The organism is Clostridioides sp. ES-S-0005-03, from assembly GCF_020658455.1.
GTDB lineage: Bacteria > Bacillota > Clostridia > Peptostreptococcales > Peptostreptococcaceae > Clostridioides.
On sequence record NZ_JACVWI010000001.1, the window covers coordinates 148,234 to 174,984 of the forward strand.

Below are 26,751 nucleotides of genomic sequence, written 5' to 3' on the forward strand. Positions count from 1 at the left end.
GGATAAATGAATGAAGTTTAATTATAAGGGAAGAGGATTTGTAATAATAACTTTAACTGCAATGTTAGTAATAGTAGGAACAGTAAATTATCAACTTAGTAAGAAATCTTTACTAGAAACATCAAAAGAATTTAAAGCATATGAAGAAGCTCAATTACAGAAGAATACTACTGATGATAGTGATAGTAGCAATAAAGAAGACTCAGATGCTACAGATAAACAAAATAGCAAAGAGAGTGCTGACATTGATATAGTTGATAGTAAGGCTAGTAAGGTTAAGGAAAAAGTAACTGAAACAAGTAAAGAAATAAAAGCTCAATTATCATCTGAAAAGAATATGAAAAAAGCATCTTATATTTTAGATATGAAAATGAATAGAGAAAAACAAAGAAATGAATTAGTTCAGGATTTAAATGAAATGATAAATAATCCATCTACAACAGAGGAATCTAGAAAAGAAGCTTCTAATATGAAATTAAATATAGTTAAAACTCAAGAAAAGGAGCTTCAAATAGAAAATCTTTTGAGTACAAAGGGATATGAAGAAGCATTAGTTTATATAAGTGATAGCAAAGTCAATGTTGTTGTAAATGAAGCTAAATTAGATAAAAAAGATGCAGCAAAAATATTTGATTTGGTTGCAGAACAGGCTAATGTAAAGTATGAAAATATTAAACTTACAAATAATAATACTAAGTAAAATATAAACCTCAGAATTAACTGAGGTTATTTTCTTGCAAAGTAGAGTTGTATTTGGTATTATTATACTTATAAAAATAGTTCCTTAAAATCAGGAGGTAAGTTTTAATATGGAAGATAATAAATTTGGACAAGTAAAAATATCTAATGATGTAATAGCTACAATAGCTGGTTTAGCAGCATTAGAAGTTGAGGGCATAGAAACTACAGCAACATTAACAGATAAGTTGTTAAAAAATAATGGAGTAAAGATACAAATAGAAGAAGAGGATGTTAATTTAGACGTAATGGTTATGATAAAATATGGCATGTCAATACCAGATACAGCTTTTAAAGTTCAAGAAAATGTAAAAAATACTGTTGAGACAATGACAGGACTGAAGGTTTCTCAAGTAAATATACACATTCAAGGAATCAGCTTTAAGAAAGATAAAGTTGATAAAGAAGAAGTAAAAGCAACTAAGAAAAATTAATATTAGCCCTCTGAAAAGTCAGAGGGTTTTTTGTTGGCATTTGATTTTATATAGATAATTAAACTTAAAGGAGAATTTTAATTGATGAAAAAAGATAGGGCACAAAAAAGTACAACAAGGGAATATATAATGAAACTTATATACCAAATAAATATTAATAAAGAGGAGTTTGAAGGTTTAGACGATAAAGTGGATTCTTTCTTAAAAGATAATTCAGAACATATTATAAATAGATATGAAGAACTTACACTTAAGTACTCAAATAATGCAAAATTAAAATTAGAAGATACTAAACTTGAAGATATAGTAGATAGAGAATATATAAATACAGTATGTAAAGCACTAAGAGAGAATCATGATGAGATAGATGAATTAATAAATAAGCATGCTAAAAATTGGACAGTAGATAGAATGCCAAAGGTAGATGTGTCTATACTTAGATTATCCGTGTGTGAAATAGTTTATTTAGACACTCCTAATAAAGTATCAATAAATGAAGCTGTGGAACTTGCAAAGATATATTGTGATGATAAATCTCCTAAATTTATAAATGGAATATTAGGAAGTGTTGTTGATGAAATTGAACAATAATATAATAATTGGAATTGATACTAGCTGCTATACTACTTCTATAGCAGCTATCTCTTTAGATAAAAAAGTTATTTTTAATGAAAAAATAATGCTAGAAGTAAAGGAAAATTCAAAAGGATTGAGACAAAGTGAAGCTGTGTTTCAACACATAAATAATTTAGGATTACTTAGTGATAGGATAAAATCATTTGGGGACAAATTTGTCATAGAGGGAGTTTGTTCATCTATTAAGCCTAGACCAGTTGAAAATTCATACATGCCTGTATTTAATGTTGGGTACAATTTTGGAAAGTTATTATCAAGTATACATGGATGTAAATTTTATGAAACGACTCATCAGGAAAATCATATTGAGGCTAGTTTATTAAATAGTAAATTAAAAAATAATAACAAATTTATTTCTGTTCATATGTCAGGTGGCACTACAGAGATACTTTTAATAACTAAGCATGATAATAATTATGATGCAAATAACAAAGATTTAGATGTAATAACTAAAATAAGCAATAAAAAAAACTTAGATGCAATAGCTAAAATAAATACTAAAAAAGATGATAAAAGTAAGTTATACAATAATTTTGGATATAATATAGATATAATTGGAGGAAGTAAAGATATTAGCTTTGGGCAACTTATAGATAGAATAGGTGTCAAGCTAGGATATAAATTTCCTTCAGGAAAATATCTAGATGAAAATGCTTTAAATTGTAATCTTAAAATAGAAAGTGGTCTAAAAACTTCTGTAAGAGAGGGATATATGAATTTATCTGGATTAGAAAATCAGGTGAATAAAATTATAGATAACAATATAGATAATATTAGTAAAAATAAAAAAGAATATATATCTAAATTAGTACTGGATTCAGTAGTTAGAAACATGTTTAAATCTTTAATATATTTATGTGAAGCTTATAATGTAGAAGAAGTAGTTTTTGCAGGTGGAGTTTCTGCAAGTAAGTATATCCTCAAAGAATTAAGTTTAAAACTAAGTAAAAATTGTATAAAAGCTCATTTTACAGAGCCACAATATTCAACTGATAATGCTGTTGGGTGTGCTATAATAGGATTGAATAACTTTTTAGGAGAAAAAATATGAAACTAAGAGCTTTAGATATAAGTGAAGCAAATTCATATATTAAAAGAATTTTAATAAATGACCCAATACTTTCTAATCTTAAAGTTAAGGGAGAAATTTCTAATTTTAAAATACATAGCAGTGGAAATGTTTATTTATCGTTAAAGGATGAAACTTCAAAGCTAAACTGTGTAATTTTTAAAAGTAATTTTAATCGTAATCTAAAATTAGACAATGGAGTAAAGGTTGTAGCTAGTGGATATATATCAGTTTATGAAAGAGATGGTGCATATCAATTATATATTAATGAAATTGAAATAGAGGGAATTGGGAATTTACACATAGAATTTAACAAATTAAAAGAAAAACTTAATAAAGAAGGTTTGTTTGATTCCAAATACAAAATACCTATCCCTAGAATGCCAAATTCAATTGGAGTTATAACATCTCCAACAGGAGCTGTTATAAGAGATATAATAAATGTAATAAAAAGAAGATATCCAAAGGTCAATATAAAGCTTTATCCAGTAACTGTTCAAGGAGATAGGTCAGCAGAAGAAATATGTGAAGCAATTAGATTTTTTAATCATATGAAGAATGTGGATACAATTATAGTTGGTAGAGGTGGGGGTTCAATAGAAGAACTTTGGTCTTTTAATGATGAAATGGTAGCAAGAGAAGTTTTTAACTCTCAAATTCCAATAATATCAGCAGTTGGTCATGAAACTGATTTTACTATTTGTGATTTTGTGTCTGATATGAGAGCACCAACACCATCAGCAGCAGCTGAGATTGCAACTCCATCATTAGATGACATAAAATATAAACTTGGGAATATAAAAAGCAGACTTAACAAGTCTCTTATAAACCAAGTTGAATTAGACCAATACAAGTTAGAATCAGTGTTTAATAAAATAAATAACTATTTAGATTCTTACACAATAAAAGATAAAGTTATACAATTGGATAAAATATATGATAAAATAATTTTTGGAATAGAAAATAATTTAAAATTAGAAGATGAAAAATTAATAAAGGTTGGAGCATTACTTCATAACCTAAGTCCATTAGCCACTATGGACAGAGGTTATAGTATAGTTCAAAAAAACGGAAAAGTAATAAATAGTATAAAAAGATTGAAAACTGAAGACAACATAGATATAGTATTAAAAGATGGAAATTTAGAATGTATAATAGATAAAATTGAAAATAAAGAGGTATAATATGAACTTAACCTATGAAGAAGCTTACAAAAGATTGGAGAGCATTTTAAATGAGTTAGAATCTAAAAATGCTAGCTTAGATGAATCTTTAAGCTTATATGAAGAAGGAATTAGTCTTTATAAACATTGTAATAAGCTTTTGGATGATGCAAAATTAAAAATAAGTAAATTTAATCAATTAGGAATAGAAGAGGATTTTAGAATAGAGGAGGAATAAAAGTGGAATTTAAACAACATTTAAAAGAAAAAGCAAGTTTTATAGAAGATATACTTAAAGAATATATGCCAAAAGAAGAAGGTTATCAAAAAACTGTTATTGAGGCTATGAACTACAGCTTGAGCGCTGGAGGTAAGAGATTAAGACCAATACTTACACTAGAAGCCTGTAAGGTAGTTGGAGGAAATGAAGAAGAAGCTATACCTTTTGCTATTGCAATTGAAATGATACATACATACTCACTTATACATGATGACTTACCAGCTCTTGACAATGATGATTTAAGAAGAGGAAGACCAACAAACCATAAAGTATATGGAGAAGCAATGGGAATTTTAGCAGGAGATGCTTTACTGAACTATGCTTTTGAAGTTATGCTTGCAGGTTCAATAAATAAAGAAAATCCAGAAAAATATCTAAAAGCTATAAATGAAATTGCTAAAGGTGCTGGAATATATGGAATGATAGGTGGGCAAGTGGTAGATGTAGAAAGTGAAAATAAACAAATTGAAAAAGAAAAATTAGATTATATACATATGAATAAAACTGCTGCAATGATGGTTGGATGTATGAGAGCAGGAGCAACTATAGGTGGAGCAAATTCAGAACAAATGGAAGAAATAACTAAATATGCAAAAAATATCGGATTATCATTCCAGATAGTAGATGATATACTAGATATAGTGGGAGATGAAATAAAATTAGGGAAAAAAGTTGGCAGTGATATAGAGAATCATAAATCAACATATCCATCTCTTTTAGGATTAGATAAATCTAAAGAAATTGCACATAATTTAATAGATGAGGCAAAGAAGAGTATAGAAAAATTATCTGACAATGTAGATTTTTTAAAGGGATTGGCTGAATATATAATAGATAGAGAATATTAAAATATACAGCTAAAATCGAGGAGGGAAAAATGAACTTTTTTTCGGAGATTTTTAACAATGGGGCTTTGGGAATAAGTCTTATTGCTTGTTTCTTAGCACAATTTATAAAGATATTTACTGGGAAGGGAAAGAGAATTGAGTTTTCAAGAATACTCATTTCAGGAGGTATGCCTAGTTCTCATAGTTCTTTTGTTACAAGTTTAGCTACAGTGGTAGGCATTGAAAAAGGGTTTAATTCTACTGATTTTGCTATAATTACTGTGCTTGCACTGATTATAATGTATGATGCAGCAGGTGTTAGACGTGCTGTTGGGAAACAAGCTACTATATTGAATCAGATGGTAGCAGACCTTCAACATGGAAAGCATATAGAGCAGAAGAAATTAAAAGAATTAATAGGTCACACACCACTAGAGGTTTGGTTTGGAGCTTTACTTGGTATAGTAACAGCTTTAATATTGATGTAAATTTAAAATTTACAAAATAAAAGGTGAGGATAATATGTATAAATATTTAGATAAAGTAAATTCTCCAAAAGATATAAAAAATATGAGCATAGAAGAAATGGATTTACTTGCAAAGGATATAAGAAAGTTTTTAGTAAAATCTGTTTCCAAGACAGGAGGACACTTAGCTTCTAACTTAGGTGTAGTTGAGTTAACATTAGCACTTCATAAAGTGTTTGACAGCCCTAAAGATAAATTTGTATGGGATGTAGGACATCAGTCTTATGTTCACAAAATGGTTACTGGAAGAAAAGATTGTTTTGTATCTTTAAGACAATTCAACGGACTAAGTGGTTTTCCAAAGGAGAGTGAAAGTCCTCATGATATTTTCGACACAGGACATAGCAGTACATCTATTTCTGTGGCAACAGGTATTGCCTGTGCTAGAGATATAAAAAAAGAAAGCTATAGTGTTATATCTATAATTGGAGATGGTTCTATAACTGGAGGTATGGCACTTGAAGCTTTAAATCAATTGGGATATATAAATACTAATATGATAGTAATTCTTAATGATAATGAGATGTCTATAGATAAAAATGTTGGCGGAATGTCTAAATATCTATCAAGTATTATAAGAAATTCAACAGTTGTTAAAATGACAGATGAAGTTGATAAGATTTTAAATGTTACATCAACAGGTGAAATTTTATCTAAGACTGCACATAGATTTAAGGACAAATTAATATATAGTTTTTCTCCTCAAGATTGTTCATTTTTTGATTCATTAGGTATAAAATATTATGGTCCTATAGATGGTCATAATACTAAAGAATTAATAGAAACACTTAGAAAAGCTAAACATAAAAAAGGACCTGTGCTTTTACATGTTATTACAAAAAAAGGAAAAGGATATAAATTTGCAGAGGAACAACCTGATAAATATCATGGAGTATCAAAGTTTGATATAAAGACAGGTGTAACATCTTCTAAAGTTAAGTCTATGTCGGTTAGTGTTGGTGAAAAATTGGTTGAGATGGCTAGCAAAAACGAAGAAATAGTAGCTATAACAGCTGCAATGCCATCTGGAACAGGATTAAACTTATTTGAAAGTGCTTACCCAAAAAGATATTATGATGTTGGTATAGCTGAACAACATGCAACAGGGTTTGCGGCAGGTCTTGCAAAAAATGGTATGAAGCCTTATTTTGCTGTATATTCATCATTTTTACAAAGAGCATATGACCAAGTTATTCATGATGTATGTATAACAAAAAAACCAGTTACTTTTCTTATAGATAGAGCTGGTCTAGTTGGAAATGATGGTGAAACTCATCATGGTATGTTTGATTTAAGTTACTTAAATTCTATTCCAAATATTGTAGTGATGGCTCCAAAAGATACAAGAGAAATGGAACTTATGATGGATTTATCATTAAAATTGGATTCTCCATTGGCAATTAGATATCCAAGAGGAAATAGTTATTACCTAAATAAAGGAGAATACAAAGAAATTAAGTTAGGAAAATATGAGATATTAGATGATGGACAAGATACAGTCATACTTTCTATTGGGAATATGGTGAAACATGCTCTAGAAGCTAAAGAAATATTGTTAGAAGAAGGTATAAATCCAACAATAGTTAATGCTAGATTTTTAAAGCCTATGGATGAAGATATGTTGCATACTTTATTTAAGAATCATAAAAATGTAATTACAGTAGAAGATAATGTTATTACTGGCGGATTTGGAAGTAGAATAAGTAAATTTATTATAGATAATGGATATAAAGTAAATATACTTAATATAGCAATACCAGAAGAGTTTATAAAACATGGCAATGCAGATGAACTATATAATTTTGTAGGATTATCGCCAAAGTGCATTGCTGATAAAATAAGAGAGTTAATATAAATAATATGGATTAAATTTAATATAAAATTTAAAATTTGTCACTTAGAATAAATATCAAGTGTGTTACTTCAAGCTACTTTAGTCAATATTAAAGTAGCTTTTAACAGAAAGGTAATTTTATGAAGAAAAGAATAGATTTATTGTTAGTAGAGCAAGGGCATTTTGAAAGTAGAGAAAGAGCTAAAAAAGCAATAATGGCTGGATTAGTTTTTGTTGATAATCAAAGATGTGATAAGGCAGGTACAGAAGTAAAAGAGGATTGTGCTATAGAAGTAAAAGGAAACCCAATACCATATGTTAGTAGGGGTGGATTAAAGCTTGAAAAAGCAATGAAGAACTTCGACTTAACTATTGATGGAAAAGTATGTATGGATATAGGAGCATCTACGGGTGGTTTTACAGACTGTATGCTAAAAAATGGAGCTATAAAAGTATTTTCCATAGATGTTGGTTATGGTCAGCTTGCGTGGAAATTGAGACAAGATGATAGAGTTGTGTGTATGGAAAGAACAAACATAAGGAATGTAACAATAGAAGATACAAAGCAATTTGCAGATTTTGCATCAATTGATGTATCTTTTATATCATTGAAACTAGTACTTCCAAAAGCAAAAGAATTAGTTATTAATAATGGAGAAATTGTAGCCTTGATAAAACCTCAATTTGAAGCAGGAAGAGAAAAGGTAGGTAAAAAAGGTGTAGTTAGAGAAAAATCTACACATATAGAAGTTATAAAAATGATTTCTGATTTTTCAGTACAAAATGGATTTGAAATTTTAGGATTAGATTTTTCTCCAATTAAGGGTCCAGAAGGAAATATAGAATATCTAATTCATTTAAAGAATGGAAATGAAGGATATGAATTTGATAGTGATATGTATGACAAAAAAATAGTGGAAGTCGTTGAGGCTTCTCATAATTTAGATAAATAGAATAAAAGGGGGCTTAGACTTGATCCTCGAATTATATATGAAAAATTGTGCCTTAGTTGAAGAACTAAGGCTGGGTATTGATAAAAACTTAAATATACTTACGGGAGAAACTGGTTCAGGAAAATCTATAATAATAGATGCGCTTGGACTTTGTCTAGGTGAGAAATATGACAGGTCTTTTCTAAGAAAAGGTACAGATAAGGGACTTGTTGAAGCTATATTTTTCTCAGATAACGTGTATCTAAAAAAGATATTAGATGAAAATGATATAAGTATAGAAGATGATAATTTATTGGTTATAACTAGATTGATATATTCAGATGGGAAAAGTACTGCTAGAGTAAATGGAAGGACTGTTAAAGTATCTTTTCTAAAGGAAATTGCATCTACACTTATAGATATACATGGTCAACATCAAAATCAAGCTTTATTCAATAAGGATACACACTTAAAATTTCTAGACTTATTTGGAGAAAATGAACTAGATAAGTTTAAAGATGATTATAGAAAAATTTATTACAAATACAGCGAAGTAAAGAGAGCTTTGAACTCTTTAACAGAAAATAAAGATGATATGCAGATTCAACGAGAAATAGATTTATTAAGGTTTCAAATAAATGAAATTGAGGCTGCAAATTTAAATAAAAATGAATATGAAGATTTATTAAAACAAAGAGATGTCTATAGAAATAGTGAAAAGATATATAATAATTTAAACTTAAGTTACAGTAAATTACATAATGGTGAATATAATGTTATTGACTTGATAGGTATTGCATCTAAAGAGCTTAATGATATATCTAAATATGACAGTGTTTTAAGTGAATATAGTGAAACTATAGAAAGAATAATGTATGAACTACAAGATATATCTAGTGATATAAGAAATTACAAAGATAATATAGATTTTGAACCTTATGAATTAGAACAGATTGAACTTAGAATTGATGAGATTAATAACTTAAGAAGAAAATATGGAGATAGTATAGAAGCTATATTTGAATATTATGAAAAGACAAAAGATAGACTAGATGAGATATTAAATAGAGATGAAAGAGTTGAACAATTAAAAAATCAATTAATAAAAATAGAAGAAGAGCTAAAAGTAAAAGCTAGCAAACTGACTAAAGCAAGAAATAAAGTGGCAATTCAATTAGAGGAAGTACTTCTTGATGAATTAAAGAGTCTAAATATGAAAAATGTAATGTTCAAAGTCAATTTTGAAGAAAGTTCATTTACTTTAAATGGAATAGATGATATTGAATTTATGATATCTTTTAATTTAGGAGAAGATATCAAACCTATATATAAAGTTGCATCAGGTGGTGAAATGTCTAGATTTATGTTGGCATTTAAGACTATATTAGCTGATATAGATGATATAGATACTTTAGTATTTGATGAAATAGATACAGGGATAAGTGGTATAGCTGCACAAATTGCTGGTGAGAAATTGAGTGATATAGCAAAGAAAAAACAAATAATATGTATAACTCATTTACCTCAAATTGCTGCAAATGCAGATACCCATTATTGTATAGAAAAAGATACTTCAAATAATAGAACATTTACAAATGTTAAGAAATTAAATCAATCTCAAAGAAAAAATGAAATTGCAAGACTTATAGCAGGTAATAATATAACAGAAAAAACTATAGAACATGCAAGCGAAATTATTGAAATGGCTAAAAAGTATTAGTGAAAGAGCTTATTTTAAATAGATGTAGAGAATATTTAATTTAGATACTTTACATCTATTTTTTATGATGAAAATATTTTAAAATATTTAATCTGGATATAAAAAATAAATAAAAATTATAATTTAAATAAATCTTGTATAGACTTGCAACTGTAAAAATTTTAAGTTTTTGAGTATAATATTATGTATTAAAGTAGTAGTGGGGGGTATTAAATGAATAAAAAAAATACTATGTACTTAATTTTTATAATCATAGTTATTATAGCATTAGGGTATATTTTATTAACTATTAATAGTATCAAAAATAATCTTGACACTTCTAATGATAAATTAGATTATTTATCACAAGAAATTATGAATACTAAGTCAGATATTAGCAATATAATTAATGAAGAAATGTCAAAAAGTTATATAACAAAAAGTATTGATTTAAAAGTTAAAAAATTAGAAAAAGACGAATGTTTAATTGATATAGATACACAATTGAGCAAACTTGGCAAGGATGGAAAAGTAATCTTTATGTATAAAGCAGATAGTGATAAATGGAATGAGATTGAGATGACAAAGCATGGAGAATTATCATATACTTGTGAAATAAAAATAACTACAGGTAGTGAATATGATTATAAAGTAGTTACAAGTGGTACAATATCTGAAAGTTCAGATGTTCAAAAATTGACTAAGTCTGATTATATGCCTGAACCACCTGTATTTAATTATGGAATAAGGGACAATAAGGAATACTTTATTGAAATATTGGAAAACAGCAATTTATTTAATCATGAAAGTGAAAAATCAAAAAATAAAGTTTATGATGATATAAAGTTAGAAAATGTAGATATTATTGTAAATGAAGGTAAAGGTGATACTGTATATAAAGCTAAGTCTGCTAAATTATCAAATGGTAGTAAAGATGATAATATAGATAGAGAGCAAGTAAATTATGAGGCTAATTTTCCTAAAAAGGATATTAATGATATAATTTATATCAAAGCAAAGCTTACATACAATAATGGAATAGAATATATAAAAGATATAACTGAAGATATAAGTGTTGGTTTGGAAGATTTAGAGAAATAAATATATTTAAAATAATTTAATCAATAAAATAGAGTATAAATAAAACATCTATAATTTTATTTATACTCTATTTTTTTATTTATAATTTTAGCTCCATATATCTAGCCCCTTCAATTGGATTATAAGTATAAGGATTTATATCATAAAAACCAATTTTTTCGTATAAACCTTGAGCGCTTTTCATGCTTGGAAGAGTATCTAGTCTCATATATGTATATCCAATCTTTTTGGCTTCTTTTACGATTTCTTCTAATAATATTTTTCCTATTTTAAGTCCTCTAAATTTATCTCTTACATATAACCTTTTTAATTCACATACATCATCTTCAAGTTTTTTTAATGCAACACAACCTGCTAAATTTTCATCAACAAATGCTAGTATTAATGAGCCTGAAGGTTTTTTATACTTTCCTGGAAGTGTTTTTAATTCATTATTAAAGTCCTGGAAACACAAATCTATATTCAATGAATTTGAGTATTCAGTGAATAAAATCTTTACATTTTCAAGATTTTCTAAATCATTTGCTTCAACAAATTTTAAAATTACATTTTGAGTCATTTTATTTATCATTATATAAATATATTTATATAATGATTTCACCTCCTTGATAGATATATATTTTTATTAATATCAATTAGATTTTAATACCATGACCTTTTCTCCACCATAGTCAAGTTCTCCATTAAACTCAAATCCAAAGCTTTTGTAAAGTCCAATAGCCATTTTGTTGTTATCGAATATACTAAGGTATAACTCATTGCAATTATATTCATTTTTAAGATGATTTATAAGGAAATCTAAGGATGCTTTTCCATATCCTTTACCTTGATACTTTGAGTCAATCATGAATCTATCAAGCCAAACTCTGTCATCTTCTAGGCGACCGTACATAGCAAATCCTATCAGTATATTGTCATCATATATTCCAACAGGTATCCAAGCTGTTATAAACTTAGACTCAGCAATAGAAAGTGCATTGCTTTCTATATAATCTAATTGATTCTTATCTACAGACAAATTAACTAAATCATGCCAATTATTTATATCTGCAATTCTTACATTTAATTTCAAAATATTACCGCCCTTCAAACTTTTTACCACAATATAATACTACCATATTATAGGATAAAAAGCACTTAGTAAGATATACAACGAGGTTTTTAAATGAATAAATTTTTACGAAAAAGGAATTATAAATACATAATAATACAGCATAGGAGTAGATGAATATATGAACAAAATAAATAAGAATTTCAAAAATATTTGGATAATATTAGGAGCTGTATCGATTTTTATGATGGTTATAATTTTTCAAAATAAAAATTGTAATACAAATAAGGAGACCCCAATAGAAACTTTTACAATTAAGAATCATGATAAAAAATATGTATATCCACTTGGAAATATAATTGGAGTGAAAGCAAATACAGATGGTGTATTGGTTTTAGGATATGAGGAAGAGGATGTAGATTATATTGGAGGCATACAGATTGGCGACAATATAGTAAAAATAGATAATAAAAAAATAAAAGATAGTCAGGATGTATCAAAGATTTTAAATGAAGCTAAAAAAAGTAAAGTAGAAGTGACTTTTGAAAGAAAAAATAAATATAAAACAGAGACAATAGAAACTAAAAAAGAAAATGGTAATTATAAACTTGGATTATGGGTGAGAGATAAGATATCTGGAATTGGAACTATGACTTTTTATGACCCTAATATGGAAAAATTTAAAGCAATTGGTCATGCTATAAAAGATTCGGACACTAATGAACTATTAAAGATTAAGCAAGGGTATATATATAAACCAGAAAAACTAAAAATATTAAAAGCTAGTAATGAAAAAGTAGGCAGAATAAAAGGTGATTTTAATGATAGTAATCTGATGGGAAATTTTTCGAATAACTCAAAATTAGGTATAAGTGGTAATATTACAGAAAAACAAAATAAAGAATTTAATTTAGCAAATAAAGAATTACAATTAATCGAAGTTGGAAGACCTCAAGATGTAAAAATAGGGGATGCAATAATTCTTTTTGAAGACAAAAACAAAAATATAACAAGCTATGATATAAAAATAGAAAGTATAGTATATGATAAAGGAAATTATAGAGATATGGTAATAAAAGTTGTAGATGATAAGTTATTGGAATACACAGGGGGGATTGTACAAGGGATGAGTGGGGCTCCAATAATACAAAATAATAAAATTATTGGTGCAATAACTCATGTTTTTAGAGATAATCCGAAAAAAGGATATGGTATTTTTATAGATGAAATGATAAAATTGTAGGTGAGGCATTAAAAAAATTTATTATTTTATCACTTATCTAGGAGGAATATAATTTTGAAGTGTCGAATATGCTTTAGAGTAGATAATTAGGAACAATTTGTGTAAAAAGTTTAGTTTTCTGTAATAAGAAGATGTTTTTTAATGGGGGGATTTTTAGTGGAAAAAATCAAAATAGTTTTAGCAGACGACAATAAGGATTTTTGTCAGGTATTAAAAGAGTATTTGTCTAATGAGGATGATATCGATATATTAGGCATAGCTAAAGATGGGATTGAAGCATTAGATTTAGTAAAAAAGACACAACCAGATTTATTAATATTAGACGTAATAATGCCACATCTGGATGGATTAGGTGTAATTGAAAAATTAAATACTATGGATATACCTAAAATGCCAAAAATAATAGTACTATCAGCAGTAGGTCAAGATAAGATAACTCAAAGCGCAATAAATCTAGGAGCAGATTACTACATAGTAAAGCCGTTTGATTTTGTTGTGTTTATAAACAGAATTAGAGAACTAGTTTCTAATAGAGTTACTCAAGTAGAGCCAAAGCCTAGACCAGTTCAAGAAACTCAAATGACAAGAAGTGATTTCGTTAAAAATGTAGGTAATATAGAAACAGAAATCACAAATATAATACACGAAATAGGAGTACCAGCTCATATAAAAGGGTATTTATATCTAAGAGAAGCTATAAAAATGGTCATTGATAATGTTGAACTTTTAGGTGCAGTAACAAAAGAGTTATATCCAAGTATAGCTAAAAAATTCAATACAACACCAAGTAGAGTTGAGAGAGCAATAAGACATGCCATAGAAGTTGCATGGAGTAGAGGCAAAGTTGACACAATAAATCAATTATTTGGATATACGGTACACAATACTAAAGGAAAACCAACTAATTCAGAATTTATAGCAATGATTGCTGATAAATTAAGATTAGAACATAGTATGGTTAAATAAATAGACAGAAAAAGTAAGACCTTTTAATGAAGGTATTGGCAATAAATATGCATTACAAACAGCAAAACGGTATAACCAATAGGGTTATACCGTTTTGCTGTTTTAATATATAATAAAAGCTTTATTTTTTCTTTATTATTTATTTAATATAATTTTATTATAATATGGCCATATTATGTACCTTTGTCAGTTGTAGATTAATGTTGATTTGTTTTTTAATATAAAAATATACTTTAACAAGTCGAAACATTAATTTTTAAAGTATATTACAAAAAGTATTAAATAAAAAAATCATAAAATATAGTGTTATAATGATTAAAGATGTAAGACCAACTTAAAACATTTATTTTATTCTTAAGTAATGCTATAATATAATGTGATTTTAATAATGATAGTGGAGGTTTAAAAATGAGAGTCGAGGCCCCTATAAAAGTAGATCGAAAAACTAAAAAGCTTGCTAAAAGAGTTGAAAGTGGGGAAATAGCAGTTATAAATCATATAGACATAGATGAAGTTGCTGCAAACTCTTTGGTAGAAGCCAAAATAAAACTTGTCATAAATGCGGCTCCTTCTATAAGTGGTAGATATCCTAATAAAGGTCCAGGAATATTGACTGAGAATAATATCTTAATAATTGATAATATTGGAGAAGAATTATTTGAAGAATTAAAAGAAGGACAGACTATAGAAGTTATAGATGGAAAGATATATAGAGAAGGAGAATTTTTAGGTGCAGGTGAAGTTTTAGATAAGTATGAAGTTTCATATCAAATAAAGGCTGCTTATGAAAACTTAGCCGTAGAATTAGATAGATTTATAGACAATACTATAGATTATGCTAAAAAAGAAAAAGGATTTATACTTGGTGAAGTAGAAATTCCAAAAGTACAAACTAATTATGCAAATAAGCATGTATTAATAGTTGTAAGAGGTCAGGACTATAAAGAGGATTTAAGTACAATGCTTTCATACATAGAAGAGGTAAAACCTGTTCTAGTTGGTGTTGATGGAGGCGCAGATGCTTTAATTGAGTTTGGATATACTCCAGATGTAATTGTGGGAGATATGGATAGTGTAAGCGATGAAGCTTTAAAAAAAGCTAGTGAAATAGTAGTACATGCTTATACAGATGGTAGAGCACCAGGTCTTAAGAGAGTTCAAGAACTAGGTTTGGATGCAGTTGTATTTCCTGCACCAGGAACTAGTGAAGATATAGCTATGCTTATTGCGTATGAGTATAAAGCAGAGTTAATAGTAGCAGTGGGTACACATTCAAATATGATTGATTTCCTTGAAAAAGGAAGAAAGGGAATGGCAAGTACTTTTTTAGTTAGACTAAAGATAGGTTCTAAGCTTATAGATGCTAAAGGAGTTAACTTGTTATATAGAAGTAAGCTAAAGATAAAGTACATATGGGCGTTAATAGCAACAGCATTATTTCCTGTGTTGGTAGTTGCATCATTGTCACCAGGAGTTCAACAATTTATACAGTTAATGCAATTGAAATTTAAGGTATTATTACAGATGTAAATTTTAGGAGGATAAATATGCATATTAATATGAAATATTATATAGTCACTATTGGGGCTATATTTATAGCTTTGGGTATAGGCATGTTAGTAGGATTTAATTTAAATAATAATCAACAATTAAGCGAGCAGCAAGCAAATATAATAAATGACTTGGATGATAAATTTAATATTTTAAAAGAAAAAAATGATAAACTTGATGTAGATTTAGCAAAGGTAAATAAAGATTATGAAGAAGCAATTAATTTTATAAATAAAAATGTGGACAAGGTTTTAATTGGTTCATTAAGTGGAAAAAGTATAGGAATAATATCAGCTAATGAAAATGATGATTATACAAAAAATATAGAAGATATAATAAACAAATCTAATGGTAGTGTTGCATTTAACATAGTGTTAAAAGAAAATATAACAAATCCAGAAAAATTAAAAGAAATCTCAAGTAAATTAGGTACAGAAATTAAAAATACAAATGATGCAGTTAATTATATAATTGATACCTTGAAAAAGGAAGATGCAAGTGACATTTTGACATATCTTCAAGAACTAGATGTAATAAAATTTAACTCTATTGGTGACACATATCTAAAATATGAATCTGTTGTAATAGCTGGTGGAAATGATGCAAAAGATAATACAAAACAATTTGACAAAATAGAAAAATTTGTAGTTTCAAAAATAAAATCAGAAAATAAATATTTAGTAGAAGTTCAAAATACAGGAGTTAAAACTTCTTATGTAGAATTATATTCTAAAAATAAAGTTGCAACTATAGATAATATTGATGAAGGTGTAGGAAGTGTATCTCTAGCTATGCTTTTACAACAAGGTAATATAGTTGGTAATTTTGGTAGATTAGATACTGCAACTTCATTGTTGCCATCTATAAAATAGAAATAATTTTAAGGAGAGAAAAAATGGATTCTTATATAAGTATAATAATACCAGCTTATAATGAAGAAAGTAGAATAAACTATACATTAGAAAGTATAGTTGGAATTAAAGAAATAAATGAAATAGTAGTTGTAGATGATGGTTCAACAGATAATACTGCTAAGGTTGTATCTGAATTAAAGAATGAAAAAATTAAATTTTTTAAGTTAGATAAAAACAGAGGTAAAGGATATGCTTTAAACTATGGGCTTAAAGTATCAATGAAAAGCGCAAATATTATAGGATTTTTGGATGGAGATCTAGGTAGTTCGGCTAAAGAAATTGAAAAATTAATTGTACCAATATTAAATGGTGAAGCTGATGTTACTATAGCAAAGTTTCCTCCTGCAAAGAAAAAAGGAGGTCTGGGATTTGTAAAAGGTTTAGCTAAAAATTCTGTTTTTGAGATGACAGGAGTTGAACTAGATGCAACTCTGTCAGGTCAAAGAATATTTAAAAGAGAAGTTTTAGAAAAATTTGATGAAATACCTTTTGGATATGGTGTTGAAGTTGGAATGACGATTGATATACTAAAGTATGGTTTTAAAATTAAAGAAGTATTAGTAAACATGACTCATAATGAAACTGGCAGAAATTTAAAAGGATTTATTCATAGAGGCAAGCAGTATTATCATATAAAAAAGGTTTTAGGACAAAAAAAGAAAGAATGGAGGTAGTATCTTAGTGAAAGATTATATACTTTATACCATTTTATTATTAACAGGATTATTTGGAACCTATGCTGCAATACCACTATTTAAAAATTTATTGATAAATGGAAATATACTTAGACCAAACTACAAAAAAGATATGATACCAGTAAGTATGGGAATTGTATTTTTACCTATGCTTGTGATTAATGGAATAATACTTGCATTTTTTACTACAGAATATAGAGATTTAGCATATATATTTATGTTTATGTTTGGTATGATATCCATGTTTTTTGCAGGAATACTAGACGATATTATTGGAAATAGAAATGTAAGTGGTCTAAAAGGTCACTTTAAAAGTTTATTTAAAGGAAGTCTTACAACTGGAGGCTTTAAGGCCTTGTTTGGTGGATTTGTAGGACTTATAGTTTCTGTGTCTATATCAAAAGACATAATAGATATAATAGTAAATACATTAATAATAGCTCTATCAACCAATTTAATGAATCTTTTAGATTTAAGACCAGGAAGAGCAATAAAAGCATATTTATTTATAATGGTGATTGTATTTTTAACATTGACAGGATTTGTTCAAGTTCTTCCACTGCTTATAGTTCCAAATGTACTTGCATACTTTAATTATGATTTAAAGGCAAGAGCAATGATGGGAGATACTGGTTCAAATGTTCTTGGAATGTCTATTGGAATTCTAATTTCTTTTGGATATCCATTTAATATCAGACTGGGGTGGTTAATATTTGTAGTTATTATGCATATATTTACCGAAAAATACTCATTGACTAAAATAATAGAAAAAAATAAATTATTAAATTTTATAGATAAGTTGGGAAGGTAGCATTATGATAAGCAAAAGAGTGGGGATTGTTGAGTCAATTGTAAGTCAAACTGAAACGTTGGATGATATAAGAGTAAATATAAATGGAGAAATACAAAGAGCATACAATTATCCAAAACTGTCTGGAGTAGTAGATATAGGGGATGAAGTAGTTTTAAATACAACAGCAGTAGAACTAAGTCTAGGAACTGGTGGATACCATTTTGTAATAACTAATTTAAACAATTTGGAATCTAGTTTAATTGAAGGTGGTCATATAATGAAACTTAGATATACACCACTTCAAATAAAGGTAGACGCTGTTGAGGAACAAGAAAGCATTTATCATGATAAATTTGATGATTTTACAGAGTTAGAAGGCCTTCCTGTTGTAGTAGGAACTCTTCATAGTATGTTAACTCCATTTGTAGCTTCATTTAAAAGAAATAACCCTAATAAGAAACTAGTATATATAATGACTGATGGAGCATCTCTTCCAATTTATTTAAGTAAAAATGTAGATACTTTAAAAGAAAAAAAATTAATAGATAGTACAATAACTATAGGAAATGCATTTGGGGGAGACTATGAGTGTATAAATATATACACTGCATTGATTACAGCAAAAGAAATATTAAAAGCCGATGTAGTATTTGTAAGTATGGGACCAGGAATTGCTGGTACAGGTACTAAATATGGATTTACAGGAATTGAACAAGGTCCAATTCTTGATGCTGTAATAAAGCTTGGAGGACAAGCAATAGCAATTCCAAGAATTAGTTTTGCTGACAAACGAGAAAGGCATCAAGGTATTTCACATCACAGTATGACTGTATTTGAAGAAATTGTAAATGTAAATATAGATATACCAATAACTATATATGATGATGAAAAATTAAAATTTATAAAAGAACAAGTTAAAACTAGTGGTTTAGATAAAAAGCATAATATAATTTATATAGATAATAATAAAACGAAAGAGGATTTAGACTATTTTAATCTAAAAGTAAAAAGTATGGGAAGAAATTATGAGCAAGATGAGGCATTTTTCAAAGCTGCAAGTACAGCAGCATATTACTTAATGGAGGTTTAAGATGGTATTAGAAGAAAAAACTATTAGTAGTGATAGAGTTTATACAGGTAAGGTAATTACTTTAAAGGTCGATACTGTTGAAATTCCAGGACAAGGATATCAAAAGAGGGAATTAGTAGAAGTTGGTGGTGCAGTAGGAATAGTTGCAATTACAGATGATAATAAAGTTGTATTAGTGAAGCAATTTAGAAAACCTATAGAAAAACCAATTTTTGAAATTCCAGCTGGTAAGCTAGAAAAAAATGAAAGTCCTAAAGAATGTGCGGAGAGGGAGCTAAAAGAAGAAACTGGTTATAGTGCAAAAAATATTAAGCTAATACATAAATTTTTCACTTCAGCAGGTTTTTCTAATGAGATAATGTTTGTATATTTGGCAACAGGTCTTACTCCAGGAGAAAATAATCTAGATGCAGATGAATTTTTAGATGTTTACGAAGTTGAACTTGAAGAAGCCTATAATATGGTATTAAAAAATGATGTTGAAGATGCAAAAACTTCTATTGGATTATTATTAGTAAAAGATATGTTTAAAAATTAATATTTATAAAAATGAATAACCCCTTGTCCTACAGCATATTATTTTATAAAGGACAAGGGGGAATAAAATTGAGAAAAACATATAGAAAAAATGATTTTAGAGAATTAAATAGACAAATAATTATTATAGGATTGTTGTTTATGATGTCTATTGTTATTGGGTCCTATATAAATAAAATATTACCAGGTTCTAATGATAATATATTAAACAATATAAATCCTGCTGTAGAGTATTATAATCTGAATATAAATGTAAAAGATACCGTTCTACAAAATTTAAAGTCAGATACAATCTTTATGGGCTCGATAGCTCTATTAAGTCTATTTGTAGTAACAATTCCAGCAGTATTAGTAATTTTTGTATTAAAGGGAATGTCAATTGGATATACAATAAATAGTTTTATATTGGCATTAAAATTTAAGAGTGCAAAAATGATTTTGATAATATTATTTAAAAATTTGATTATTATTCCATGTGCAATCATATTAACATTAATTAGTTTAAGCTATTTTAAAGAGATGGTTTATGAATTTAAAAAGAAAAATAGAAGAAATATGCAGTTTTTAATTAAGAGGTACATACTAAATATTATAATTATAATAGCACTATCATTGGGGTTGCAATTAATATTAAATACTGTAAGTATTGGTATTATTAAGTTCCTAGTTAAATAAAGGAGTTTATAATGGATATTATAGAGGGATATATAGATTACATAAAAGATAAAAAAAAATTATCAGAGAACACAGTGGCATCATACTTTATGGATATAAAAAAATATATGGAATATATAAATCAAAAAAGCATTAAACTAGTAGATATAGTAGAAAATGATATTATAAGTTATTTAATAAAGTTGGAAAAAGATAATGTATCAATAGCTACAATAGCAAGGATGATATCATCTATAAAATCTTTTCATGATTATTTATTTTTAAATCATGTATGTACAAATAATCCTGCAAAGGATATAAAAAAACCTAAGGTAAAAAAAGAAAATATAAATATACTTACAGAAGAAGAAATTGAAAGATTATTAAATTTTCCTAAGTTAACAACACCTAAATTAATTAGGGACAAGGCTATTTTTGAAGTATTATATGGTACAGGTATAAAAGTATCAGAGCTAGTAGATATGAATGTAGACGATGTTGACTTGGATATTGACTATATATATTGTAGTTCATGCTGTAAAAGCCAAAGAGTGATACCTCTTTGTGATATTACAAAACTTTATTTAGAGAAATATTTAAAAGAAGCAAGACCTAAAATAGCTGTAGAAGGTGAAAAGTCATTATTTGTAAGTTCATTAGGACAAAGATTCACACGACAAGGTCTTTGGAAAGTTATAAAAAAATATTCTAATTTAGCTAATATAGATAAAAACATAAATCCTACAATGCTTAGACATTCATTTGCTATTCATCTTTTGAATGAAGGTGCTAACATTGCTGTTGTAAGTAAAATCTTAGGAAATGTTAATTTGTCTAGTTTACAAGTATATTTAAACCACATAGATAAAAACGTGAGAAGAGAAATAAAAGAAAAACATCCTAGAAATGATATTGATATAGAGTTACAAAAAGTAGAAGCTAAATAGACTATATAGCAAATTTTATAATTTAAAAGGAGCATATTTATATGAGCAGAGTAATTTGGATTGTAATTGATAGTGTTGGAATAGGAGCATTGCCTGATGCTGAAAATTTTGGAGACAGTAAGGATGTAAGTACTCTTGGAAATATATTTAAAGAATATCCAGAAATACAAATTCCTAATATGAGAAAATTAGGTATAGGAAATATAGATGGTGTAGATTTTTTTGAAGATGAAAAAGAGCCAATAGGATGCTTTGGAAAATGTAAGGAAATGTCTCAAGGAAAAGATACTACTACTGGTCACTGGGAAATGACTGGGATAATAGTTGATAAACCTTTTAAAACATTTGAACATGGATTTTCAAAAGAAATTATAGAAGAGTTTGAGAAAAAAACTGGAAGAAAAGTAGTAGGAAATAAGCCAGCTTCAGGGACTGTGATAATTGATGAATATGGAGAACATCAAATAAAAACTGGAGATGTAATAGTATATACTTCAGCTGATAGTGTATTTCAAATAGCAGCTAATGAAGAGGTGATTCCACTAGAAGAGTTGTATAGTATGTGTAAAATAGCTAGAGAAATAATGATGGGTGATAATGCAGTGGCTAGAGTAATTGCCAGACCATTTATAGGTAAAAAAACAGGTGAATTTGTTAGAACTTCAAATAGAAGAGATTATTCACTGGACCCATTTGAACCAACTGTACTTGATAATATAAAAGAATCAGGTCTTGAAGTATTAGCTGTTGGAAAAATAGAAGATATTTTTAATGGTAAAGGAATTACAGAAGCTATTCATACTAAAAGTAATATGGATGGAGTAGATGAAACTTTAAAATATATGAAACAAGATAATAAAGGCTTGATATATTCAAACCTTGTTGATTTTGATTCAAAATATGGTCATAGAAGAGACCCAGAAGGATATAAGAAAGCACTTGAAGAGTTTGATAATAGGCTTCCTGAGATAATGAGCAATATGAGGGAAGATGATATTCTTATAATTAATGCAGACCATGGAAATGACCCAACATATAAAGGTACAGACCATACAAGAGAATATATTCCAGTAATGATTTATGGTAGTAAGATTAAAAAAGGATTTAATTTAGGAATAAAAGATACTTTTGCTGATATTGGAGCAACTGTTGCAGATATATTGGATGTAAAACTGCCTAAACATGGAACGAGTTTTAAAAAAGATTTATTTTAAATATTAAATAGAAGATAAATATATAAGCTAATAAAAATTATCTTAATAGAATGAATGGAGGGATTGGAATGTTTGAAAAGATAGAACAAAGTAGTAAATTTATAAATTCTAAAATTAATATAAAGCCTAAAGTTGGTCTAATATTAGGTTCTGGGCTTGGTGATTTAGCAAATGATATAGAAGATTCTGTCATAATTAAATATAGCGAAATTCCAAATTTCCCTGTTTCAACAGTAGAAGGACATGCTGGGCAACTTGTTATTGGAAAGCTTGCAGGAAAAGAAGTAATTGCTATGCAAGGAAGATTTCATTACTATGAAGGTTATTCTCAAAAAGAAGCCACTTTTCCAGTTAGAGTTATGAAAGCTCTTGGAGTCGAAATTATTGTAGTAACTAATGCTGCTGGTGGTGTAAATAAGCAATTTAAACCAGGGGATTTGATGATTATAAGAGACCATATAAATTTTAGTGGTAGTAATCCATTAGTAGGAAAAAATGATGATAGACTTGGAGATAGATTTCCAGATATGTCAGATGCATATTCATGTAAATATATAGATATAGTTAAAGAGTGTGCTAAAGAATACAATATAGATGTAAAAGAAGGTGTATATATGTTCTTTAGTGGACCCAATTATGAAACACCAGCAGAAGTAAGAATGGCTCAAATATTGGGTGCTGATGCAGTTGGAATGTCAACAGTTCCAGAAGTTATAGTAGCAGCACATTCTAATATTGATGTTATTGGTATATCTTGTATAACTAATATGGCTGCTGGTATCTTAAATCAACCATTAAGTCATGAAGAAGTTATACAAACTACTCAAAAAGTCAAATCAGAGTTTTTGAACTTAGTTAAGAGTACAGTTAAGAATTTATAGAGGATTTAAGTAAATTTATTATAAAATAGATAATGTACAATTTGAAAATAATTAATAAGGAGCTGTCTTGATATAGAAAAGTATTTCTAATAAGAGACAGTTTTTTATAATATTATAATATATAAATATGTTTATAAATTTATTTACATTATTACAGGTTAGAATGGAGATTTCAAGTATGAGAATGTATGATATTATAAAAAAAAAGAGAGATAATTTAGAACTTAGCAAAGAAGAGATAAATTACTTTATAGAAAACTATTCTAAAGGAGATATACCTGACTATCAAGCTTCTGCACTATTAATGTCTATTTATTTAAATAAGATGAATAGACAAGAGACTGTATATCTTACAGAGGCAATGATGCACTCTGGTGATATGATAGAGCTTTCAGATATCGAGGGTATAAAAGTAGATAAACACAGTACAGGTGGTGTCGGAGATAAGACTACAATAGCTCTTATACCTTTAGTTGCTTCATGTGGAGCACCAGTTGCAAAAATGTCTGGAAGAGGTCTCGGGCATACTGGAGGAACTATTGATAAATTGGAAGCTATACCAGGTTTTTCTACAGAAATGGATATAAATAAATTTATTGATTCTGTAAACAAGCATAAAATAGCAGTTTGTGGTCAAAGTGCAAAGGTAGCAATTGCAGATAAAAAAATCTATGCTCTTAGGGATGTTACAGCAACTGTAGACAATATATCATTGATAGCATCTAGTGTAATGTCTAAAAAGCTAGCTTCCGGAGCTGATGCAATCGTATTAGATGTGAAAACTGGAAATGGGGCATTTATGAAGACTTTAGAGGAGTCTTTTGAATTGGCAAAAGCTATGGTTGATATAGGTGTTGGTATGAATAAAGATACCATAGGAATTGTGACAGATATGGATGAACCTCTAGGCTTTGCTGTTGGGAACTCTTTAGAGGTTATAGAAGCAATTGAAACCTTAAAAGGAAATGGACCAAAAGATCTTGTTGAATTATGTGAAGTTTTAGGAGCATATATGCTGGTTTTAGCAAAAGTTGCATGTAACTTTAATGATGGTATTGAAAAGATACAAGAATCAATAAAATCTGGTAGAGCTATAGATAAACTTAAAGAGTTCATAGAAAATCAAGGTGGAAATAAAGATATAGTTGATGATTATTCTCTATTTAAAGAATCAAAGTATAAGTATCCAATCAAATCAGATAAATCTGGGTATATAAGTAAGATTAAGGCAGAAGATATAGGCATATCAGCTATGATTCTTGGAGCTGGTAGAGAAACTAAAGATGATATTTTAGATTTATCAGCAGGAATAATTTTAGAAAAAAAAGTTGGAGATTATGTAAAAAAGGGTGAAGTTTTAGCATATATGCACTATGATGATGAGAAAAAACTTACATTAGCAAAGGATAGATTCGTCAATTCATATTCTATTGTAGATGAAGAAATAGAAAAAAATAAATTAGTATATGGTATTGTAACTAAAGATGAAATTAAAAAATTTTAGAAAATTTTAGAAAAAGTGATTATAAAAAGCCTAACATGTTAAAAATAGTGTTAGGTTTTTTATTTTTTTGAAAAGTTTGAGAAGTATTAAATATATAATAATAAAAATATATTTTAAAGTATTTTTTTATAATATAAATAAGTTTATTCGACAAGATGATTGAAAATTACAGTGCTTAGTTTTATAATAGAAAATGGACAAATATACATAAGGAGTAGATTATATTATGAATTTTAAAAAAAATAGATTGAAAATAGTAGCATTAATAGTTGTTATTTTAATTGTTGTGGTAGGTATATTTGTGTCTATGCAAATAGGTCCTTATGACAAAAATAACAAAGAAGATGTAATTATTGACATTCCAAGTGGAGCATCAGTTGGAAAAATATCTGACATACTATATGAAAATAAATTAATAAAAAATGAATTATTGTTTAAATTGATAGTAAAAGTAAGTAATAAGGCACCATCTATAAAATCAGGAACATATTTACTTAATCAATCGTATTCAAATAATGATATAATAAGCCTTTTAGCTTCAGGAAAAATATATCATGATGGTGTAAAAGTAACTATTCCAGAAGGGTCTACATCTAAAGAAATTATATCAATATTAGTAAATAAAAACTTAGGAGATAAAACTACCTTTGAAAATCTAATAAAAAAACCTCAAGAGTTTTATGACAAGTTTACATTCTTAAAAGAAGATGGAATAACTTCTTTAGAGGGATTTTTGTATCCAGAAACATATTATTTTAATTCAAAGAAACAATCAGAGGAAGATATTTTAAATGAAATGTTAAACGTATTTGATAGTAAATATACAGACAAATTTAAAAAGAAACAAAAAGAATCAAAGATGACTCTTCAAGAAGTAATGGAGATGGCTTCAATAATTGAAAAAGAAGCTGTACTTGATAAAGATAGACCAATAATTGCAAGTGTATTTTACAATAGACTTAAAGTAGGTATGCCTCTTCAATCAGATGCAACAATACAATATATATTTGAAGAAAGAAAGAAAATTGTAACTTATAATGATTTAAAAATTGATTCACCATATAATAGTTACAAAAATAAAGGATTACCTCCTACACCAATATCAAATCCTGGTATAAAATCTATTGAGGCAGCACTTTACCCAGATAAAACAGATTACTTGTATTTTGTAGCAAAGATTGATGGAGGAAATAACTATAGTACAAACTATCAAGACCATTTAAAATATGTTAAAGAGTACAAGGAAGCGAGAGATAAACAAGGTAAAGATACAAAAACAACAAATAATGAAAATACCACAAAATAAACAATGATTATAAAAAGTCTAACAGGGTAAGAATAATGTTGGGCTTTTTTATTGAAAATTGTTATTCTTAGATTTATAATAAAGAAAGTGTAAATATACAGAGCAATATGAATTTAAAAAATAATAAATTAAGACAAAATTTTGATGTTTATTATTTTAGGGAGT

At 27.6% G+C, this 26,751-nt stretch carries 28 protein-coding genes; 26 read left to right on the forward strand and 2 right to left on the reverse strand.

The features are described from left to right. The first annotated feature begins 10 nt into the window (after positions 1-10). From IC218_RS00700 to IC218_RS00755, 12 genes are all read left to right on the forward strand, one after another. A complete protein-coding gene (locus tag IC218_RS00700) occupies positions 11-700 on the forward strand; it encodes a SpoIIIAH-like family protein (protein WP_227434120.1) in 690 nt (229 codons plus the stop codon). A 109-nt stretch (positions 701-809) separates the two neighbouring features. Further along, positions 810-1,172, forward strand: a complete 363-nt coding sequence (locus tag IC218_RS00705) for an Asp23/Gls24 family envelope stress response protein (RefSeq protein ID WP_227434121.1) — start codon at positions 810-812, stop codon at positions 1,170-1,172. Positions 1,173-1,256: 84 nt separating this feature from the next. Further along, on the forward strand, positions 1,257-1,763 hold the full coding sequence (gene nusB / locus IC218_RS00710) for a transcription antitermination factor NusB (protein ID WP_227823631.1): 507 nt from the start codon (positions 1,257-1,259) through the stop codon (positions 1,761-1,763). Beyond that, positions 1,747-2,859, forward strand: a complete 1,113-nt coding sequence (locus IC218_RS00715) for an O-sialoglycoprotein endopeptidase (protein WP_227482202.1) — start codon at positions 1,747-1,749, stop codon at positions 2,857-2,859. The genes nusB and IC218_RS00715 overlap by 17 nt, the downstream gene beginning before the upstream one ends. Then, a complete protein-coding gene (gene xseA, locus IC218_RS00720; RefSeq protein ID WP_227482203.1) occupies positions 2,856-4,061 on the forward strand; it encodes an exodeoxyribonuclease VII large subunit in 1,206 nt (401 codons plus the stop codon). Before IC218_RS00715 ends, xseA begins: the two co-directional genes overlap by 4 nt. 1 nt (position 4,062) lies before the next feature. Next, positions 4,063-4,278 (forward strand): exodeoxyribonuclease VII small subunit, encoded by a 216-nt coding sequence (gene xseB, locus IC218_RS00725; RefSeq protein WP_227434125.1) that lies wholly within the window; start codon positions 4,063-4,065, stop codon positions 4,276-4,278. Between the two features lie 2 nt (positions 4,279-4,280). Then, positions 4,281-5,168 carry a polyprenyl synthetase family protein gene (locus IC218_RS00730; protein WP_227434126.1) on the forward strand — a complete coding sequence of 296 codons (888 nt, stop codon included), beginning with the start codon at positions 4,281-4,283 and terminating at the stop codon, positions 5,166-5,168. A 29-nt stretch (positions 5,169-5,197) separates the two neighbouring features. Next, the gene (locus IC218_RS00735; RefSeq protein WP_227434127.1) at positions 5,198-5,635 is read left to right on the forward strand and encodes a divergent PAP2 family protein; all 438 of its coding nucleotides are present in this window, start codon (positions 5,198-5,200) and stop codon (positions 5,633-5,635) included. A 34-nt stretch (positions 5,636-5,669) separates the two neighbouring features. Beyond that, positions 5,670-7,529: a 1-deoxy-D-xylulose-5-phosphate synthase gene (gene dxs / locus IC218_RS00740; protein WP_227823632.1), complete on the forward strand. Its 1,860-nt coding sequence runs from the start codon at positions 5,670-5,672 to the stop codon at positions 7,527-7,529. A 119-nt stretch (positions 7,530-7,648) separates the two neighbouring features. Continuing rightward, on the forward strand, positions 7,649-8,461 hold the full coding sequence (locus tag IC218_RS00745; RefSeq protein ID WP_227434129.1) for a TlyA family RNA methyltransferase: 813 nt from the start codon (positions 7,649-7,651) through the stop codon (positions 8,459-8,461). 19 nt (positions 8,462-8,480) lie between these two features. Further along, positions 8,481-10,160 carry a DNA repair protein RecN gene (recN, locus tag IC218_RS00750; RefSeq protein WP_227823633.1) on the forward strand — a complete coding sequence of 560 codons (1,680 nt, stop codon included), beginning with the start codon at positions 8,481-8,483 and terminating at the stop codon, positions 10,158-10,160. 213 nt (positions 10,161-10,373) lie between these two features. After that, the gene (locus tag IC218_RS00755; protein WP_227823634.1) at positions 10,374-11,240 is read left to right on the forward strand and encodes a hypothetical protein; all 867 of its coding nucleotides are present in this window, start codon (positions 10,374-10,376) and stop codon (positions 11,238-11,240) included. Positions 11,241-11,319: 79 nt separating this feature from the next. On the opposite strand, the gene IC218_RS00760 is transcribed toward IC218_RS00755, so the two are convergent. Next, complete coding sequence (locus tag IC218_RS00760) at positions 11,320-11,799, reverse strand: GNAT family N-acetyltransferase (RefSeq protein ID WP_227434132.1); 480 nt, start codon at positions 11,797-11,799, stop codon at positions 11,320-11,322. Positions 11,800-11,871: 72 nt separating this feature from the next. Continuing rightward, positions 11,872-12,312 carry a GNAT family N-acetyltransferase gene (locus tag IC218_RS00765; protein ID WP_227434133.1) on the reverse strand — a complete coding sequence of 147 codons (441 nt, stop codon included), beginning with the start codon at positions 12,310-12,312 and terminating at the stop codon, positions 11,872-11,874. Positions 12,313-12,472: 160 nt separating this feature from the next. Here IC218_RS00765 and IC218_RS00770 point away from each other — a divergent pair, with 160 nt between their 5' ends. The 14 genes from IC218_RS00770 to mltG all read left to right on the forward strand — a co-directional run bounded on the left by IC218_RS00770 (position 12,473) and on the right by mltG (position 26,586). After that, positions 12,473-13,534 (forward strand): SpoIVB peptidase S55 domain-containing protein, encoded by a 1,062-nt coding sequence (locus IC218_RS00770; protein ID WP_227482207.1) that lies wholly within the window; start codon positions 12,473-12,475, stop codon positions 13,532-13,534. A 141-nt stretch (positions 13,535-13,675) separates the two neighbouring features. Further along, positions 13,676-14,500, forward strand: coding sequence for a sporulation transcription factor Spo0A (gene spo0A, locus IC218_RS00775; protein ID WP_003424711.1), 825 nt, complete (start codon positions 13,676-13,678; stop codon positions 14,498-14,500). A 408-nt stretch (positions 14,501-14,908) separates the two neighbouring features. Continuing rightward, on the forward strand, positions 14,909-16,030 hold the full coding sequence (gene steA / locus IC218_RS00780; protein WP_227434135.1) for a putative cytokinetic ring protein SteA: 1,122 nt from the start codon (positions 14,909-14,911) through the stop codon (positions 16,028-16,030). A 17-nt stretch (positions 16,031-16,047) separates the two neighbouring features. Continuing rightward, positions 16,048-16,923 carry a copper transporter gene (locus IC218_RS00785; RefSeq protein WP_227434136.1) on the forward strand — a complete coding sequence of 292 codons (876 nt, stop codon included), beginning with the start codon at positions 16,048-16,050 and terminating at the stop codon, positions 16,921-16,923. A gap of 23 nt (positions 16,924-16,946) precedes the next feature. After that, positions 16,947-17,639 (forward strand): glycosyltransferase family 2 protein, encoded by a 693-nt coding sequence (locus IC218_RS00790; protein WP_227434137.1) that lies wholly within the window; start codon positions 16,947-16,949, stop codon positions 17,637-17,639. 7 nt (positions 17,640-17,646) lie between these two features. Continuing rightward, positions 17,647-18,471, forward strand: a complete 825-nt coding sequence (locus tag IC218_RS00795; protein ID WP_227434138.1) for a glycosyl transferase — start codon at positions 17,647-17,649, stop codon at positions 18,469-18,471. 4 nt (positions 18,472-18,475) lie between these two features. Further along, on the forward strand, positions 18,476-19,543 hold the full coding sequence (locus tag IC218_RS00800) for a DUF3866 family protein (RefSeq protein WP_227434139.1): 1,068 nt from the start codon (positions 18,476-18,478) through the stop codon (positions 19,541-19,543). Position 19,544: 1 nt separating this feature from the next. Beyond that, on the forward strand, positions 19,545-20,081 hold the full coding sequence (locus IC218_RS00805; protein WP_227434140.1) for an NUDIX hydrolase: 537 nt from the start codon (positions 19,545-19,547) through the stop codon (positions 20,079-20,081). 68 nt (positions 20,082-20,149) lie between these two features. Further along, complete coding sequence (locus IC218_RS00810; protein WP_227434141.1) at positions 20,150-20,755, forward strand: stage II sporulation protein M; 606 nt, start codon at positions 20,150-20,152, stop codon at positions 20,753-20,755. An 11-nt stretch (positions 20,756-20,766) separates the two neighbouring features. Further along, on the forward strand, positions 20,767-21,681 hold the full coding sequence (locus IC218_RS00815) for a tyrosine-type recombinase/integrase (RefSeq protein WP_227434142.1): 915 nt from the start codon (positions 20,767-20,769) through the stop codon (positions 21,679-21,681). 41 nt (positions 21,682-21,722) lie between these two features. Next, positions 21,723-22,895, forward strand: coding sequence for a phosphopentomutase (locus IC218_RS00820; RefSeq protein WP_227434143.1), 1,173 nt, complete (start codon positions 21,723-21,725; stop codon positions 22,893-22,895). Between the two features lie 68 nt (positions 22,896-22,963). Next, on the forward strand, positions 22,964-23,776 hold the full coding sequence (locus IC218_RS00825; protein WP_227434144.1) for a purine-nucleoside phosphorylase: 813 nt from the start codon (positions 22,964-22,966) through the stop codon (positions 23,774-23,776). Between the two features lie 178 nt (positions 23,777-23,954). Continuing rightward, complete coding sequence (locus IC218_RS00830; protein WP_227482210.1) at positions 23,955-25,280, forward strand: pyrimidine-nucleoside phosphorylase; 1,326 nt, start codon at positions 23,955-23,957, stop codon at positions 25,278-25,280. A 226-nt stretch (positions 25,281-25,506) separates the two neighbouring features. Then, positions 25,507-26,586 carry an endolytic transglycosylase MltG gene (mltG, locus tag IC218_RS00835; protein WP_227482211.1) on the forward strand — a complete coding sequence of 360 codons (1,080 nt, stop codon included), beginning with the start codon at positions 25,507-25,509 and terminating at the stop codon, positions 26,584-26,586. Positions 26,587-26,751: the final 165 nt, after the last annotated feature.